This window comes from Moorena sp. SIO4G3 (assembly GCF_010692305.1).
GTDB classification, from domain to species: Bacteria; Cyanobacteriota; Cyanobacteriia; order Cyanobacteriales; family Coleofasciculaceae; genus Moorena; species Moorena producens_A.
In genome coordinates this window covers 107,819-123,261 of the sequence record NZ_JAAHIG010000007.1, presented here as the reverse complement: position 1 = coordinate 123,261, position 15,443 = coordinate 107,819, and the positions used below count along the sequence as shown (strand labels likewise).

The window sequence follows — 15,443 nt, the reverse complement described above, 5'->3', positions numbered from 1 at the left end:
TAACTATTCTAACTTGCTTTATCTTAAAACCATCTGGAATTGGTCGTGATAATCTCAGTTTAACTAATCCAATTTGAGGCAGTTTAATCCACTCATTATTTATTGGATTTGTTTTAAATTGAGGAAATACAAACGATCGCATCCGATATGGATTTTTAAATCTAGGAAAACCATATCCTTGTTCTTTCATGTTTTTAAATGCTCGATCTAAAGTCTTTAAAACTTGTTGTAAGACCTGAGCATTTATTCTTTTGAGTTCAGGATTGGCTTTTTTGGCTTTAGTTAAATTAGCAGCTTGTATTTTGTAGTTAGGATATGGCTGATCTACTGGAATTATATATTCATGCTGTAATGAACAATAATTAACTGCGCACTTTCGACTTTTGTACCAATCTTTTCGTTCCCTTAAAGCGTAATTCCACACTTTTCTGCAAACCGCCAATATATCTTCAATGACGGCGATTTGTTTTTGGGAAGGAATCAGTTTGTACTCGTAGGTTAGTCTTAGCATATTTAAATTATAACATAATTCTATCCAGGAATGCCACTTGAGTAGAACTAAGCTTCTGACCGCAATTCACCTCACGCTAACCCGATGGGTATAACGTGAGTCCTCTTGCTCCATATTGATAGTTATTTGAGAGTAATCCCATCAAGCTAGATTTCCCTGTACCTGATCCAGCCCGATAGTAATTAATTTGTGAACAAAAACCAATGGAAAAATTCTTCCCCTTCTTCCCCCTATCTCCCTGTTCTGGTGTTTTACCACTCAAATCGGATTGCTATCGATGGCCTTTTGGCCTTTTGGCCACGCTACGCGAACGGCCACGCTACGCGAACAGCTTGCCTAGTTTAGTAGTATAATTGTACTATTGACGTAGTTTTAGTTATAATGATATACACAAGCAATTAATATAAATTGCTACCATTAAAGGTTATTTACATTAGATTTGCGAGTCTAACTATGCTTGATTGTCTCAATGCGGCTCGCTACTTCATCGTAAAAGCTCACGTTGACATCTTCCCACCGCTAAATTGTAGATTATAGCGGGGGTACCTCGCGACTCACGACTTAGGTTTCTGTTTCCTTCTCCCCTTGGGGGAGTTTTTCGCACTAGCCTTCCGAGACTTACTCTCTTTCGCCGTAGGCGACGCTACGCGAACGGGTCTTACAGTCGCTCCACAGACTGACACGGCAAGCCCTGCCGCCAAAATATTAATTGATGCGTTGATATCGCGATGCTCCGTAGGAGCCGCTACGCGAACATGGTGAGTGTTACAAGATGGGCAGTCCCATTCCCGGATGTTTAGTGGTAAAGATCCGACGCAATTCAAACATGCAGAACACAACTTGCTACTGGGGAACCATCTATCAATCGAAACAGCTTTCCGGTTGTACCACTCTGACTTGTACTTAACCTGACGGATTATTTCTGCCCAATTAGCATCACTGATTACCTGAGCTAGTTTGTGATTTTTGACCATGTTTTTTACAGCTAAATCCTCAAACGCAATCAATTGGTTTTCTCTGACCAGTTGAGTGGTTAGCTTGTGAGTAAAATCTCTTCTAGCGTCCTTGATCTTTGCGTGTATCCTGGCCACCTTTAACCTTGCCTTTTCACGATTGTTAGATCCTTTTTGTTTTCGCGACAAAGCTTTTTGGTATTTACCCAGTCTTTTTTTGAGCCTTTTAAAATGCTTGGGGTTGGTAATTTTATCTCCGTCGCTGGTTGTAATTAGACTGGAAATTCCTAGATCAAAACCAATTTGTTTATCCGTTAAAGGCAAGCTCAAGTCTCTAGGGTCATTGAACCTAATTGAGATATGCCACCGTTCGGATTGATCTAAGCTGACTGTAACGGTACTTGGATTGCAGTTTGCAGGTAATTGACGACTCCAACGAATAGGCAAAGGTTCTTTGCATTTAGCAAGATAGATTTGACCATCTTTCCATTTAAATGCTGATTTTGTAAATTCTGCACTACCACCGTTGCGTTTCTTCTTAAAGTTCGGATACTTAGCACGACCTGCAAAGAAATTAGTAAAAGCATTTTGTAGATGCCTCAATCCTTGTTGAAGTGGAACACAACTGACTTCATTCATAAAAAACAAGTCATCCTGTTGTTTCCATCCTGTCAACATTGAGGAAGTTTATTTATAACTAATTCGTTTTTGATGTTCGTACCATCCTTTTGTTCTAGCATCTAATGCTTTGTTGTAAACAAGTCTTACACAGCCTAGGGTTCTCCTCAACAGAGTCTCCTGTTCAGGGGTTGGGTATAAACGGTAACGGTAAGCTTTTTCTACCATGCTTACATTGTCAAGTATTCCTTGTGAAATGTTAACTAAACAAATTAGTCATTCTTCCTTGGAAAGGAAGACAGAAAGATGACAACCCTCTTAACAGTGTAATCCAACAAATCCTAGAGGATTAGCTTTTGCTTTGGTGCAGCGGCTTCAAGGTCTCATCGCTTTTCCCTAGTTGCTGCTCCTGGGACAGATAATGGTCTCTGCCTCTGGATTAACTCCAACTCCAGCAGCTAACAACCAACCCCTAATCAAGTCTAAACTAGAGTAGAGAGAAAGTAGGCGCAGGTGGTTGCGGATTCGCATTTTTCTGCGAGTCTGAGGAAAGTCCGGGCTCCCGAAAGACCAAACTTGCTGGGTAACGCCCAGTGCGGGTGACCGTGAGGATAGTGCCACAGAAACATACCGCCGATGGGAAGGATAAAGGTAGAAGGCTCCAGGATGAATGTATTCTTCCTGCCTTTTTCCTAATTCTTTCACAGGTAAGGGTGCAAAGGTGTGGTAAGAGCGCACCAGCAGCATCGAGAGGTGCTGGCTCGGTAAACCCCGGTTGGGAGCAAGGTCGAGAGGAACTACGGTTGGTCTTTTACCAGTTCCGGATATGGAGAACCGCATGAGGCGTCTGGTAACAGCCGTCCTAGATAGATAATCACCCTCTTTAGTAGCTTCTTGATGGTTGCTAGGGAGAACAGAACCCGGCTTATGTCCGACTTTCTCTCAATTTAGCTATTAGTCGTTAGTAATGAGTACTCCCAGCAGACTCTGGTTAGTCACAAAGGACTTTCCGACTCACGACAACAGACACCCATGACCATCAAAGATCCCCGTCGTCAGAAACAATTAGAGAAGTTAGTTCAAAAGTTAGGGCTATCTCAGACTACAGCTGTGAATTGGTCATTGCTAGATTTAGCACTGACTCACTGTAGTATTTCAGCAGAACACAACTATGAGCAGTTGGAGTTTGTTGGTGATGCTGTAATACGTTTAGCTAGCTCAGAATGGCTATGGGAAAATTATCCCAACTCTTCCGTTGGTGAGTTTGCTGCCATTCGTTCTGTACTGGTAAGCGATCGCATTCTGTCTCAACTCGCTCGCAGCTATGGGCTAGAGCGTTATTTACTCGTTTCCAATAGTGCCGCTGGGGACAAAGCTGGCGAAACATCCCGGTTAGCTGATGCCTTTGAAGCAGTTTTGGGAGCATTATATTTAAGTACCCATACCCTAGAATTAGTCCGTCCTTGGCTAGACCCTCATTTACAAAAACTGACAACTGAAATTCGTCAAGACCCCGCCCGCCAAAACTACAAAGATGCTCTTCAGGAATGGACTCAAGCTCACTACAAACTGCTCCCAAAGTATCATCTGACCGAAAACCTACAAGTGCATGGGGCAAACAACCGCTTCACTGCCCAAGTTTGGCTACAAAATCGACAATTAGGTGAAGGTACAGGAAGATCGAAAAAAGCTGCGGAACAAGCAGCAGCCAAACAGGCATTTCTGGAATTGAGAGGGGAAACATGAAACAAACCGGAGTAGCGATATTGGGAGCAGGTCGCTGGGGCAAACACCTGATCAGGAATTTCTTGACACACCCTGATGCTTGCTTAGTGGCAGTGGTTGATCCATACCCAGAAACCTTGGCAGCTATTAAAGATAAATATAACCTCGCTCCTGAGGTACGTTTGGCAACAGATTGGGAATCGATACGGGATCTCCCGACAATTGAGGCAGTAGTAATTGCTACTCCAGCAGTTACCCACTACACCTTAATTAAGGATGCTCTACAGCAGGGGAAACACGTCTTAGCAGAAAAACCCTTAACCCTTGATGTCGCTGAGTGTCTAGAATTGTGCCACCTGGCTCAAGAAAACCAGCGACAGCTCATGGTTGACCATACCTATCTATTTCACCCAGCGGTCAAACGTGCTCAAGAGGTTGTCAACTCGGGATGCTTAGGAGACTTACGCTATGGATACGCTGCCCGTACTAACTTAGGACCAGTACGTCAAGATGTAGATTCTCTCTGGGATTTAGCCATTCACGACATTGCTATTTTCAACCATTGCTTAGGACAGCTACCTGTTCAAGTCCAAGCTACTGGTAGGGTGTGGCTACAGTTTCAAAAAGAGTTTCAAGTTAGCAACTTGCCGGTTAAAACAGAGTTTCAAGTTAGCCAGTTGCCGGTTGAAAGTTCTGAAGATAACCAAGGCTGTAGTCAATCACTTACCCCTCAACAACCTGCTCACCTTGGCCAAAAGGCCACGCTTCGCGAACAACCTGATAACCTGCCAACCTCCAACCTTCAACCCGATAACTTGCCAACCTCCAACCTTCAACCCGATAACCTTCAACCCGATAACCTTCAACCTGCTAACCTTCAACCCGATAACCTTCAACCTCCTAACCTTCAACCTGCTAACTTTCAACCTTCAACCCCTCAAGGATTAGCTGACTTAGTTCAGGTGACACTTACCTATCCCACTGGCTTCCAAGCATTTATTCATCTGTGCTGGCTCAATCCAGATAAACAGCGGCGGCTTGGGATTGTAGGAACACAGGGAACCTTGATTTTTGATGAAATGGTTGCCCAAGCCCCCCTAACGATCCAACATGGTTATTTTGAACAGAACGGGGAGTACTTTATCCCTGCTGGTCAACATCGTGAAGTTCTTGATCTCGAATCATTTGAACCACTTTATTCAGTATGCGATCGCTTTCTTAACAGTGTCCGCTTGTCCCAACCTTCATCAATATCATCTGGCTGGGTTGGTGCTCAATTGGTGCAGATTCTGAGTTGTTTAAGCCAATCCCTTCACCAAGGAGGAGTGCCAGTCACTGTTCCCCAGTTGCCAAAATAATTAGCTATTCATTTAACCTCTAGATGATCACGACAGATTAATTCCCAACTTCAATGCTGGATTATTTTCCCAGCGATCCGCGACATGGGCATAAATACAAGTTGTTCTGGGATCAGCATGTCCCAACAAATCTTGCACTTGGCGTAACTCAGCACCAGAACGCAGAGCTAACGTACCTGCCGTATGTCTCAAGCTATGGGCTGAGATAGTTCTTCCTGGTGTTTGCTTAAGGTTAGTTTGCTCTAAATAGCTATCCACAACCAGCCGAATTCCCCGCCGGGAAATCCGCTTGCCACCCGCCCTGTTTCCAACAGCTATAAATAGAGGACTAGATGGTTTGACCACTTCCCCATTTTCTGCCCTTGCTTCGAGATAAGCCATTAGCAACTCACCAAGATCTGGTGTTAATGGCACTATTCTAATATTACGCTTCCCTTCGACCCGAATTCCCAGATTACCCCCCTGCTTAACTACATCAGAGACATTTGCCCGATGTAACTCAATGCTACGGGGACCTTCCAATATCATGATTGCCAGCAGAAGTTTATCCCGCTTTGCCTTAAGGCTACCATCATTGGCTACAGCTGCTAACAACTTCTCAACTTCAGGCTTTTCCAAATAGGTAATCCTTGCCGCCGGGTCCAGCTTTTCCCGTGGCGGTTTCACCCCAAGGGCTGGATTGATCGTAATCAGTCCTTTTTCCACAGCAGCTTGATAAAAACGCTTGACAACTGACAATTTTAGTGATATAGTCGCTGGCTTAAATTTTTTAGTTTCTACCATCCAGTGGCGGTAACGCTTAATGTCCTCTTTAGTAACTGCGGCTGGATGAAGATTTATGCGATCGCACCAGTTCACAAACTGCTGAACCTGGCGGCGGTAGGTATTAACGGTATCAGCCGCAGCATCTCCTGCTGCCACATCGATATCCAGGAAATCAGCAAAAGCCTCCAGTAGGTTTGCTGTAGTAATGGTCAGGTGGTTAGGTTGAGGGGTGATGTGGTTTGGGGTATGAGTATCCACGGTGCCATTGGTGCCATTAACGTGAAGTTGTTAAGCATCTAGTACTATTATAGCCTCTTTAAGTACCGATAATCCCCCTTTAAGGCACTTCACCATCACTTGATCATAAAGACGCTTGAGCGAACCCTATACTCAGTCTTGAAGACACTTCCTCTGAAACCTTTGATTTTTGGGGATTTTGGAGCTGAAACAGCCTTTATTTTAATACGTTTAATGTTGTATTTATAAAATTAAATTTTTGTCAGTTACCATTTATACAAAATTGGCATTATATGAGATTTTATATGAGGTTTATAAGGTTTTCTATGAGGTTTTACATGAGGTTTATCAGGTTTTCTATAGCAATTCTACGACTTGTGAGGTACACAATTTCTAGATTTTAGGGAACAGGGAACAAGGAAGAGATAAGAGGGAATAGCGATGTGCTGCATTAAGAGGTGCGACCCGTGGCGAATTTAATTCGCCACGGGTCGCACCTCAAAGGGAATCAACTTCAAAGAATACTGTACCTCATGAGTCCTAGAAACGCTAGATGAGTTTTTACATGAGGTTTATCAGGTTTTCTATGAGGTTTTACATGAGGTTTATCAGGTTTTCTATGAGGTTTTACATGAGGTTTATCAGGTTTTCTATGAGGTTTTACATGAGGTTTTCTATGAGGTTTATATGTTGAAAAAATGAATTTAATTGTTTTAAACTATTTACATTGAAAGGATTCAAACTTCCCTATTTATGAATACCATCGAACTTAGCACCGAAGAACGAGACGATATCAAATCTCTAATCGAGCAATTGGATACCAGGATAGTACCCAATGAACCGATGGAGCTGGATTTGTCCAATGACCTTCACTATCGGTTTTACACAAAGCAATTGGAAATGTCGGGTATCACCCCTGGCAATCGTCCACAACTGTACCGCATTTTAGAGCAAGCTCGGAAAGAACCTCTGAAGTCTGCTGCACCCCGACATGTTGAACCCATAGCTTCTACGACGGATTATTTGAAACATGACATTCTTTTGATCGATTCCCTGTACCTCACCAAGGAAGGGATTGCTCACGGATCCGCATTAGCTTCATTGAAGAATGATCCCTACTTCTGTTCTCTCACTTTGGGATTATACGATGTTAATGGCGTACTAATTGGGCAAGTCCAAACTGAAGACCAATACAATTCGGGTACCGATATTGAAGTTAATGCAACAGGAAGTACGTCACCTGATGCAGAGATCAAGGCTGTGGCTACTTGTTTTCATCAAGCTCAAGACGGAACACCGTACTTGAAGATGACGCAAGCATCAACTATTCGAGGAGTAACCAAAATTGAACATGTGCACCCGCAAGCACAGCCAGGTCAAGACAAAATCAAACTTTGCCTAGGTCGCCGTGGTGCCGATTGCACCTATTCACCGCATAACGCCAGTGGCAAAAATGTCTTGATGCCCATTAAAGGTAGCATTACGTATACCTCTGACATCGATCCGAGACCATCAGATGGCAGGTGGTGTTTAATTACAATGGTTTGTCCTGATGCTGGAGATGGGGGGGGTGCTACGATTAGGAACACCGAAGATTTCTTCAGTGATCCCAATACCAAAATTGAAGGTAATAAAATCAGTTGGGATTTGATAGCAAAGTTTGAATCCGTATCAGGTGTTTTCATACCAAATTCTAGCGCGATTTATACTTTCACTTTGAGTGTGATTCTACAAAGTAGCAATCAACCTATGTTTGTAAGCATTACCAATGCCCCAGAAGCAGATTATGGTCCGACAACCAAGCAAATTCCACCATTGATGGTTTATTATAGTTGTGTGGCAGAAGGGACACAGGTCACACTCTATGATGGCACGACCAAGCCAATCGAGCAAATCGAGCCTGGGGACAAGGTTATTACAAACTTACAGGGCAAAGTCAAGGAGATTGAAGGAGTTCTCAAAGGGACAGAGGAACTACCAATGGTGCGCCTGAAAACCAACTTTGGTCATGACTTACTACTGTCACAGGGACATCCAGTAGTCACACCTTCTGGCGTAGTGCTGGCCAAATCGCTCAAGGTGCGCGGGGAAGTCGTAACTGACGGAGGTAATGCGACTATCACTCAAGCTAGCCAGGAATCCTATGGTGGCTATGTCTATAACCTAAATGTTGGTCCGCGGCAAGAAGGGAATTGCGATGACAGCTCTACATTCTATGCCAATGGTATTATTATCGGCGACAACCAAATGCAGTTTAAGTACAACCGCCTCTACAAATATACTTCATCGGCTGTTTTGGAGGCGTTGCCCCAAGAATGGCACGAGGACTATGCGAATCATCTGAAAGAGAAAGGAGAGGAATATCCAGTAAGTGCTGGCTAGATGAATACAGCATATTGCAGGTAAATGAGGTACAGTAAAACTCTTATGGGGTAAGCATATTGTCCTACATAAGTGTATATCACTCAGATGAAATGTCCTGTATTTCCCGTAACTGCATCTTTTTTCCTTCAGAAGCAAATCGCAATATAGCAAGCCCTAAATAGGTTGTGCTATCCGAGAACCCTGGCTTTTTGAAAAGGCTGGGGTTCTCCATTCCTCAGATCTTGCACCTCAGGAAACAAAATTCAAAACCTCGCTCATTTAACCAGGGTGAAAGTAACTCTAATTGCTTCAGGATAGAAAGAATAAAAATATGATAAAATAGTAAAATAAGGGCTTGTTCAGAACAATGATACCAATCTAAATCCTCAGAATTACCTAAATGTAAATAAACCCAATAGGCTAATAAATAAGAAATTAAAGAAAGAATCAACCATCGGTAAACCCCTAATAAGGTCTTTTGTCCAAAACTAGCCAAACCAAATTGGTACTTAACAGTCTTAAAGAATCCCTCAATCTGCCATCTTCGCTTGCCCCATCTTGTGATTGTTGAGCCTTTCATCCGTTTTGTATAAATGACAAATCGTTGAATTCTTTTTCCATCTCGTTTGAGCCAAATCCATGATAAGTAAACGGGAAAAATCAAACCAGTTAAATATATTGATCTCTGTGGTGGTTGAGCGTTCAATAAATCCACCAATAAAGGAAAGCTACAGTGCTAATAGGCGTATTTTTATGAATAACACTGGTTACACGGTAGAGATTGATTTTAGGTTTAGGAAGAACATCATAACGGTTCGTCTTTATGACAGGATAATAACTCAGTCTCCAAAAGACCTTAGTGGTTTTTTTGATTTTTCACCAGCAAGAAAATGGGAATGGAGTGATGGAAGTAAAAACTATGTTGTTTCATGGGTAAGGGGGCAGCAAGTAAAAGACAGAGAAGGGGTAAAACTGACCTCTGTAGTTCATCTGCAACAGGGTTTTGACAGGATGAAATTTTACACTGTAGCTCATTACCTGGGGCTATAAACATTCTCGTTCAGGGCGGGGTAGTTCATCAACACCAAGTTAACTTAATTGCTACTGCGATCGCAGTAATCGTTGATGATGTACCGGCAGAGGGTCATCAATTCGGTTTTGGTGTAAGTTACAGATTCGTATGGAGTTGACAGAGTTATTTGTTGTTTAGCCATCGCTTTATTTGCAGGTTAATCATTAATCAATTTGGCTATTTTACGAGGGGACAGGTGATGTTGCTGTCCCCATTTTTAATTACATTACGAGTTCATGAATCGGTCGTCGGTACATCCCACCAGAACAGAAAGTCCCGCCGTTGCTCCACCCAAACCTATAGATACAAACAATTGATTTGTTTGGGTATATATTACTCCCGCACCAACTACTCCAGCGATCGCACTAAATGCTGCAATTTGCTTGTATTTTTCTTTTTTCACGTTAAACCTCCCCGTCAAAATATTCTTCGTCATAACAATCCGCCAAGTCGCCTTCTAGTCCTAAAATCCAAGCAACCTCGTTAGCCGCTGCACGAACCTTCGCAGTCGTTCTTGAGACGAATCCGTGACACTTTACCCGAGCACCAGCGACCTTGATTTTGGTGAGAGCGATCGCCTTTGGTCACCCTACGCGATCAGCAAAGCTGCACCAAAGGCGATGAAGCAAAGCTTCCGCTAAGAGCGATCGCAGCCATCGGGTTAAGTATCAAGGTGGTTTGCCTATACTCCACTATTAGATTGCTTTCCGGAAAGTGTGAAATAGTTTATAGGATTGATTTTTACTGTATCTTTTACTATATATGAATCATAACCAGTCAACCCTCGTGTAGAATTCCCTTATTGCTTTCCGGAAAGGATACATCACTAGTTGAGAAATTCTGTATATGGTAGATGGTTGTGTAGTAAGCAGTTTACAAACACGATTTTTAGCAGGGGAAGCTGAGGCCGTAGGCCACGCTTTGCGTTCGCGTAGCGTCGGCTTTGCCGAAACGTTTTATCGCTGAAAAAGCTTCCATATTCGCTTTTTGTTGTCTTTCAGTGTGATACAGAAAATAACAAAAGAGGTGGGACTCTGTGCGGATTGCCTACCCTAGTGCCAACATAATAAATGTGTGTTTCTGGTTGTGTTCATCAATGAAAATATTGCGTAAAACTATTGCGGAAGCAGGTTAATTGAAGTACCAATAACGCCCATTAAAGGAATTAATTATTTAACTAGGTCGGCGGTAATTCCCGCGCTATAACCATTAGCTTAGCGTGGGATGAAAGCCAGACAAGGCGACGGGGTTAAATAGCCCGTCGCCTTGTCTTAGCTAGGTCTATCCTGACTCTGAAGGTATTCCTGGACCTGATTAACAGTAACTCCTCCACAGCTAGCAATGAAGTAACCGCTAGTCCAAAACACCTTTTTCCAGTAATATTTATTGACTTCATCTGGAAATTATTTTCGTAAATATCGACTGGAAACGGTTTTCAGGTTGTTGATTAGCTTGCTCAGTTGCGTTTGGGGGTTGTATTGGATCAAAAGGTGAACATGATCTGTTTCACCGTTGAACTCAATCAGACTTCCTTCCCATTTAGACATCAACTCTGAAAATATTGTTTTTACGCGGGTTAACATCGCCCCAGTAAAAACTTTACGCCTATATTTTGGGACTAACACGTTGAGGAGCTTTTAAATTTGAAACACCTCTGGCGCGGTGAATATCATCTTTTGGCATAGGTTGACACTAATTACCATTATGGTGCTAAGATAACTCTAAGTCAGCAGCAATGATTGAAACCGTTATGAAGTTAACGCTTCAGTATCGCGCTTACTTAGACACTAATCAAAAGCTTGAGGCTAATTACTGGCTTCGAGTGTGTCGATATTGGTATAACCGCCAACTCGGAGATCGATTTGACTGGTGGGATAATAATCGTACCTATGTCAACGCTTGTCCGCTGGTTTGCGCGTTGCCATCCCTCAGAGAAAAGCCGACTAGATACGGTCAACAATCACAATTACCAAACCTCAAAACAGATTTAATCAAGGTAGTTCATAGCGGTGAGTTGTTAGACTTTACGCGACTGGATTCAACCGTGTTACAGGATGTCTGCAAACGAGTTGATGACGCCTTCAAGCGCTATGTATCAGGTGACTGTGACCGCAAGCGTAGCGGTAAGCCACGGTTCAAGAATCAGGCCAGTTATCGGACGATGGCATTTGCGATGGTAAAGCCAAAGTGGATTCACCTTGTCCGTAAAAATTGGCTGTATATAAGGCTTCCTAAGCTAGGAATGATCAAGGTTCGGATGCATCGACCGATACCAGATGGCGCGGTTTTGAAACGGGTCAGTCTAACAAAAAAAATTGATGGTTGGTATATCAATTTGATCGTAGAAGACTCCACGGTTCCTGAGTTTACACCTGATCAAATTATTCCCACTTGGGAAAACTCAATGGGTCTTGACGCGGTGTTAAGAGGCGATGACTACATTGCAACGTCTCAAAACACTAAATACAAGTCAGCTAAGCCGTTACGCAAGTCGTTACCCAAACTTAAAACTGTTTCTGCCAAGAAATCATCAAAGCGCAAGGGGTCTAAATCCCGTCGTAAACTAGCTAAGCGTGAGTCAAGGATTCACCAACGCATTGCCAGACAGCGCAAAGATCACCGTTATAATCTGGCTCATCAACTGATTAGAACCGAAAAAAAAGTGTTTTTCCCTGAGAACTTAAATATCAAGGGATTGACAAAGCGAAATAAGCCCAAGCAAGCCGCTGATGGGACGTATTTACCTAATGGGCAGTCAGCTAAATCTGGAATCAACAAATCTTGGTTAGATGCCGCGTTTGGCGAATTTCTAACAACACTGGACTACATAGCCTCAAAAGCTGGAGCAGTGGTTATCAAACAAAAACCAGCGTATTCTTCAATGATATTGAGTTATCGGAACGAAGTGATATTTACCGATTGCTCAATCAGAGAGTATTACGATTCGGTTGAAAGAGTTTTGGTTGACCGGGATGTGAATGCCGCAATCAACCTAAAACGACTGGGGCTGGGCGTTTTCCCCAGTATAAAACGGCGTAGTGGGAAGCTAGTCATATCTGGTGATATGGACGATAGTACCACAAAGCAAATCGTGTCTATCCTAAGGGACGGCACGGACACTTTTGCTTCTTCGTTTTTGGCCTATGGCCACGCCAAAGGCCAAAAACGAAGAAGCCCCCGCTAAGCGTGTTAGCTTAGCGGGGGGAGTGCGTCACCATCAAATCAGCGACTACTAAAAAGCGATTGACCGTAGGTCACGCTACGCGAGCGCATTTCAGTGGCAGTTGTGCAGAGAAATGCCCAATATAACAAAAAGGACAACAAGCATGCTTGATAATGCTTTGCTGTCCGTGAAGGGTTCAAGGTTTAAGCTTATCCAGTTGTTCGCCTTTGGCGCTCGGTTTAGGGTAGGTTATCCAGTTGTTCTTGCCCAGGCGTCCGGTATAGAGTAGCTTATACCAAGCTGGATCCCTTCTCCAGAAAATCCAGTAGAATACGCTGATGAGCAGGACCAAGGGGTCGCACTTGACCAGCCTTGGCAGAATAAGACTCGCCCTGACGAATCTGCTCAGGAGTCAACAACCCCATATCCCAGCCTTCCCCTAAGACCAACTGTGAGAGTTCCACGGTCAGGGGTACTGCAAAAACATGACGGAACACATGGGGTTCAGGATAGTGGCCAAACAAAGATGCTGAGGGTAGTGCATAGCTAATTTCCTCGAGCAATTCCCGCTTGAGAGCTTCGATTGGGGTTTCTCCGGGTTCAATGTGTCCCCCAAATAAACCCCACAAACCAGGGTAAAGAATACTAGGAATATTGTCCCGTAGCTGCATCAGGAACTGACCTTGCCGATAGAGAATAGCGATCGCTACTTGAACTTGCTTACTGCTCATCTGTTGGTCTTGGAAGTAAGGGGGACTTGGGTTGATAGACTTGCCGTTTTAGCTGCTCAAGCTCTTGAATAAAGAATTCACCCAAATCTTGTCCAGCGATGGGAATGCTTTGAAATTGAGCCTTACCGTGGATCAAGACTTGATCACCGATATTGGGCAAAGTTCCCTGAGAGACTACCCAAATGGTACTAGTGGCATCCTGGAGTTCATAAGCATTCGCATCTAAAAGTGGTGCTTGATTAGTAACTTTACCCCGAAGGTAAACGGTATCGATAGTATTCTGATTTTGTGGTATATCAAGGATTTTTGTGACCTTTACACCAGGGTAGCTAATATTAAGCTGATGAATGCCATTATGGGCTAAGGGACTACAGCCAACAGTCCCGGCTCCTACAAGTAAAACCCAAAACGGTAAAAGAGTTGACCAATACTTAGTTGGCATATTGAAATCCTATGATGTTTTCAGTTGTCAGTTGCCAATGAACTCTGTGTGACTACTCCCACATCAAATCAAAGATTATGATGTGGGCTTCTCAAATTCACAAATGAGACTTGCTGTTCCTCAATATCCTGTATTGATTTACCGCAGCCATTGAGCGGCAGTCCAACCGCCAATAATCCACGATTCAAAATGTTGATACCACTGTTCCAATCACGTTCGCGCAGCGTCGGCTGAGGCCGAAGGCCACGCTTCGCGAACGCCGAATCGATTTTGATATTACAGCTCGAACAACAATGAACGCGTACGCTTAAACTTTTCAAGGGCCCTGGAACCGCAATTAAAACACTCAATGCTTGTACCTCGTGGGTTGACTTCCTGGACTAACAAACCGCGTTTGACCGCCACTGCTTGTAATATCTCCAAAAAAGCTCCCCAAGCTGCATCATTTATTGACTTTGCGTGCCCTAGTTCGAGCCAGCCCTTTGATGTTTAAATTTTCGTGAGAAATTAGGTCGTACTTACCGCACAACCAATGAGCAACCTGATAATGAAACTCTTTCCGACAACGAGTCAGATAAAGGTGCATTAAGGCGACTTTGTGCTTGGCTTTTTTCCAGTTATTAGAGCCCAATACACGGCGCGACATGGCTTTTTGAGCTTGAGCCAGCTTATCCTGAGCTTTTCTGTAAAACTGCGGGATAGGTACCGCCTCGCCATCGGAAGTAGTCAAAAACTTTTCTAGCCCAACATCAATTCCGACGGCAGACTTGACAGAGCCAATAGGCAAAAGTTCGGGAACTGTATCATCTTTCATTGAGATACAGCAATACCAGCCATCGGCCTTCTTGACAATAGTGCATTGCTTAAGGGTAAAGCCAATGGGTAATGACCGATGCATTACCACAGGTATTGACCCAATTCGGCTTAGTTTTAAGATCCCATCAGCCAGGTGTGCTCCCGCCTTTGAACTATTGATCCTAGGAAAAACGAATGATTGACCTTTGGTCACGCTGCGCGATCGAAGTTCTCCTGCTTTCTTGAATCGAGGTCTACCACCACGTTTACCATTAGCGTCAGGCTTCCTCCATCTATCCCACGCTTTATTGAGTCGTTGCAAGTTGACTTGCTGAGTTTCTGCATAGATTTGCTTGTACTCTCGAAACAGTCGCTTAGTTTCCTTGAGAGCCGCTTGTTGAGTGTAATAGTTAACCGGTTCTGGGATCTCACCGATCGGCTCACTGATTAAGCTACATCTATCAATCGGGGAACGAGTCCGATTGAGCCAATCAAGTCGTTGCCCTAGAGCATAGTTCCAGTGACGACGCAACAATTCAAGCCACCTTTCCATGATGGCTATCTGTTCGGGACTTGGTTTGATTTTGTAGCAGTACGTTAATATCACTTTGCTATTGTACAACTTACGTTCGCGAAGCGTGGCCTCTGGCCAATCTGTTGAGAACTTCCAGACGCTGTCGGGCAATTCCCCTCCCGTTAAATCGGAGAT

11 protein-coding genes, 1 other RNA gene and 4 pseudogenes are annotated in these 15,443 nt (G+C 43.6%); 7 read left to right on the top strand and 9 right to left on the bottom strand.

All coding sequences use genetic code 11. The features are described from left to right. On the bottom strand, positions 1-511 hold a 511-nt coding region (locus F6J99_RS02585), incomplete at its 3' end, for a transposase (protein ID WP_293111584.1). A 203-nt stretch (positions 512-714) separates the two neighbouring features. Here F6J99_RS02585 and F6J99_RS02580 point away from each other — a divergent pair. Further along, complete coding sequence (locus F6J99_RS02580) at positions 715-864, top strand: hypothetical protein (RefSeq protein ID WP_293055160.1); 150 nt, start codon at positions 715-717, stop codon at positions 862-864. A gap of 201 nt (positions 865-1,065) precedes the next feature. Here F6J99_RS02580 and F6J99_RS02575 read toward each other — a convergent pair. Beyond that, positions 1,066-2,310 (bottom strand): annotated as a pseudogene (locus F6J99_RS02575) (RNA-guided endonuclease TnpB family protein). A 271-nt stretch (positions 2,311-2,581) separates the two neighbouring features. On the opposite strand from F6J99_RS02575, the gene rnpB reads away from it, so the two are divergent. The 3 genes from rnpB to F6J99_RS02560 all read left to right on the top strand — a co-directional run bounded on the left by rnpB (position 2,582) and on the right by F6J99_RS02560 (position 5,165). Further along, positions 2,582-3,026: RNase P RNA component class A (rnpB, locus tag F6J99_RS02570), an RNA gene on the top strand. Positions 3,027-3,114: 88 nt separating this feature from the next. Beyond that, the gene (gene rnc, locus F6J99_RS02565; RefSeq protein WP_293111583.1) at positions 3,115-3,828 is read left to right on the top strand and encodes a ribonuclease III; all 714 of its coding nucleotides are present in this window, start codon (positions 3,115-3,117) and stop codon (positions 3,826-3,828) included. Next, positions 3,825-5,165 (top strand): Gfo/Idh/MocA family oxidoreductase, encoded by a 1,341-nt coding sequence (locus tag F6J99_RS02560; protein WP_293111582.1) that lies wholly within the window; start codon positions 3,825-3,827, stop codon positions 5,163-5,165. Before rnc ends, F6J99_RS02560 begins: the two co-directional genes overlap by 4 nt. A 27-nt stretch (positions 5,166-5,192) precedes the next feature. On the opposite strand, the gene F6J99_RS02555 is transcribed toward F6J99_RS02560, so the two are convergent. Further along, positions 5,193-6,188, bottom strand: a complete 996-nt coding sequence (locus tag F6J99_RS02555; RefSeq protein ID WP_293111581.1) for a tyrosine-type recombinase/integrase — start codon at positions 6,186-6,188, stop codon at positions 5,193-5,195. Between the two features lie 732 nt (positions 6,189-6,920). On the opposite strand from F6J99_RS02555, the gene F6J99_RS02550 reads away from it, so the two are divergent. Continuing rightward, entirely contained in the window at positions 6,921-8,549 is a 1,629-nt protein-coding gene (locus F6J99_RS02550) for a Hint domain-containing protein (protein WP_293111580.1), read from the top strand. Between the two features lie 385 nt (positions 8,550-8,934). Here F6J99_RS02550 and F6J99_RS02545 read toward each other — a convergent pair. After that, a pseudogene (locus F6J99_RS02545) lies at positions 8,935-9,207 on the bottom strand (transposase); the annotation flags it as partial. Between F6J99_RS02545 and F6J99_RS02540 the strand changes: the two are divergent. Further along, positions 9,171-9,581, top strand: a complete 411-nt coding sequence (locus F6J99_RS02540) for a hypothetical protein (protein ID WP_293111586.1) — start codon at positions 9,171-9,173, stop codon at positions 9,579-9,581. The pseudogene F6J99_RS02545 and the gene F6J99_RS02540 overlap by 37 nt on opposite strands. Before the next feature lie 248 nt (positions 9,582-9,829). On the opposite strand, the gene F6J99_RS02535 is transcribed toward F6J99_RS02540, so the two are convergent. Together F6J99_RS02535 and tnpA are read right to left on the bottom strand one after the other, a co-directional pair. Beyond that, positions 9,830-10,039, bottom strand: coding sequence for a hypothetical protein (locus tag F6J99_RS02535; protein ID WP_293111579.1), 210 nt, complete (start codon positions 10,037-10,039; stop codon positions 9,830-9,832). Between the two features lie 835 nt (positions 10,040-10,874). Further along, positions 10,875-11,286, bottom strand: a pseudogene (gene tnpA, locus F6J99_RS02530) (IS200/IS605 family transposase). Between the two features lie 52 nt (positions 11,287-11,338). Between tnpA and F6J99_RS02525 the strand changes: the two are divergent. Further along, positions 11,339-12,787 (top strand): transposase, encoded by a 1,449-nt coding sequence (locus tag F6J99_RS02525; RefSeq protein WP_293111578.1) that lies wholly within the window; start codon positions 11,339-11,341, stop codon positions 12,785-12,787. 269 nt (positions 12,788-13,056) lie between these two features. Here the strand turns inward: F6J99_RS02525 and F6J99_RS02520 are convergent, their stop codons facing one another. The 3 genes and pseudogenes from F6J99_RS02520 to F6J99_RS02510 form a co-directional block, all read right to left on the bottom strand. Continuing rightward, complete coding sequence (locus F6J99_RS02520) at positions 13,057-13,497, bottom strand: NUDIX hydrolase (protein WP_293111577.1); 441 nt, start codon at positions 13,495-13,497, stop codon at positions 13,057-13,059. Continuing rightward, complete coding sequence (locus F6J99_RS02515) at positions 13,487-13,939, bottom strand: hypothetical protein (RefSeq protein ID WP_293111576.1); 453 nt, start codon at positions 13,937-13,939, stop codon at positions 13,487-13,489. The genes F6J99_RS02520 and F6J99_RS02515 overlap by 11 nt, the downstream gene beginning before the upstream one ends. A gap of 68 nt (positions 13,940-14,007) precedes the next feature. Continuing rightward, positions 14,008-15,287, bottom strand: a pseudogene (locus tag F6J99_RS02510) (transposase). Positions 15,288-15,443 lie beyond the last annotated feature (156 nt).